The organism is Streptococcus equinus, assembly GCF_900104225.1.
Classification (GTDB): domain Bacteria; phylum Bacillota; class Bacilli; order Lactobacillales; family Streptococcaceae; genus Streptococcus; species Streptococcus equinus_D.
Genome location: NZ_FNJK01000017.1, coordinates 1 through 1,711, shown reverse-complemented (window position 1 = coordinate 1,711; position 1,711 = coordinate 1). Strand labels below are relative to the sequence as shown.

The following is a 1,711-nucleotide window of genomic DNA, read 5'->3' as shown; positions in this document are numbered from 1 at the left end:
AACTTGTTGTCAACACCTTTTTCAAGAAATTTTCAAACTTGTTTCAAACTTGTTACCGCTATCCTCTCGGACAACAGCTATATTAGTTTATCATTGCCGTTTGATTTTGTCAACATCTTTTTCAAGATTTTTTACTCTTGACTTCTTCCTCATCTGAGGTGTTTCCCAAGCAACAACTCTAATAATTTATCATCTATTCTTTCTGTTGTCAAGAGGAAATTTAAATTTTCACTATAGACAATCCTTGTATGCTTATCCTCTGTAATGAAAAAGAGGCGACTATATCAAAGAAAGAGTTATTCCCTCTCCAGCTAATAGAACTCTAAACCCCAGTACTTTTACTTGCTGCTTTTTGGTCATATAGTAACTATAATCATCTATACGGAGAGGAAAAATCTCCCTTGGTAGTACAGCTAATTTAAGTTGATTCAGCATCTAGGGATTCATCGTCAATGGACCGCCAAAAGAATCTATCTTAACAGCACCTAGATTAGCAAAAATAAAAAACGCTTCCGTTAGGAAGTGCTTTTACAAATTTATGAGAATAAATCGTATCACCCGTAAAATAAATAACCTTACTTTCTTTGGATATTGAAACAATATAACTATTTACTTTACCTACTAGCTTTTGCATTATCAAATTACTAACATAATAAGCTGAAATAGCTTTAATACTTATCTGATAATCCTTGTAAAAAATAGTTCTTTCTCAATTTTAAATTGAGACTTGAGAAGTTTCTGCCCCATTTAATAGTCTCTTACTTTGGCAAATAATATCCTTACCAACTAAAAATTTTTTCTATTTTAATCTAAATGATCTTGATGGTCATGGGGCAATAACCATAAATTGACTTTTTCTAAAAGCATAATATTATCATAAACAAAGAATTTTTTTACAGAAGAAAAATCTTTAAAATAATAGTTATACCTTTTAGAGATAAATCAGAATCAATTCCTATGTAAAATTCACCATCAATGGATAACACACCACGAGCAACACCATAATAAGTAAACGAAATTCTCATAAATCACCCTATAATCAAAAATACCCAATATAAAAATTTGAATAAGTATCCAAATATTATACCTGGCAGATTAAATAAAAAGGTTGGTGAAATCTTAAAAATATAATTTGGGAAAGATTTAGAGAAAAAAAGCAAAAAAGCCCTATATAATAGGACTTTCATCTACGTTATACTATACCGGCGGCCGGGGTCGAACCGGCACGTCCTTGCGGACACTGGATTTTGAGTCCAGCGCGTCTGCCAATTCCGCCACGCCGGCAAGTAACTGGGGTAGCTGGATTCGAACCAACGCATGAGGGAGTCAAAGTCCCTTGCCTTACCGCTTGGCTATACCCCATTAATATAAAGGCGAATGATGGGAATCGAACCCACGCGTGCCAGAGCCACAATCTGGTGTGTTAACCACTTCACCACATTCGCCATATTTTTAACACGGGCAGTAGGAATTGAACCCACACTGAAGGTTTTGGAGACCTTAGTTCTACCTTTAAACTATGCCCGTAATATGGAAGGGGAGGGATTCGAACCCCCGAACCCGAAGGAGCGGATTTACAGTCCGCCGCGTTTAGCCTCTTCGCTACCCTTCCAAAATATTAAATTTTAATGGCGCGAGACGGAATCGAACCGCCGACACATGGAGCTTCAATCCATTGCTCTACCAACTGAGCTACCGAGCCAAACTATTG

General features: G+C 36.4%; 6 tRNA genes. All 6 read right to left on the bottom strand.

From position 1 onward, the window contains the following. Positions 1 to 1,200: 1,200 nt before the first annotated feature. Positions 1,201 to 1,284, bottom strand: a tRNA-Leu gene (locus BLP98_RS09255). 6 nt (positions 1,285 to 1,290) lie between these two features. After that, a tRNA-Gln gene (locus BLP98_RS09250) sits at positions 1,291 to 1,362 on the bottom strand. Positions 1,363 to 1,372: 10 nt separating this feature from the next. Continuing rightward, a tRNA-His gene (locus BLP98_RS09245) sits at positions 1,373 to 1,445 on the bottom strand. A gap of 11 nt (positions 1,446 to 1,456) precedes the next feature. Next, a tRNA-Trp gene (locus tag BLP98_RS09240) sits at positions 1,457 to 1,527 on the bottom strand. A gap of 4 nt (positions 1,528 to 1,531) precedes the next feature. Continuing rightward, positions 1,532 to 1,612, bottom strand: a tRNA-Tyr gene (locus BLP98_RS09235). Positions 1,613 to 1,629: 17 nt separating this feature from the next. Continuing rightward, positions 1,630 to 1,702, bottom strand: a tRNA-Phe gene (locus tag BLP98_RS09230). Positions 1,703 to 1,711 lie beyond the last annotated feature (9 nt).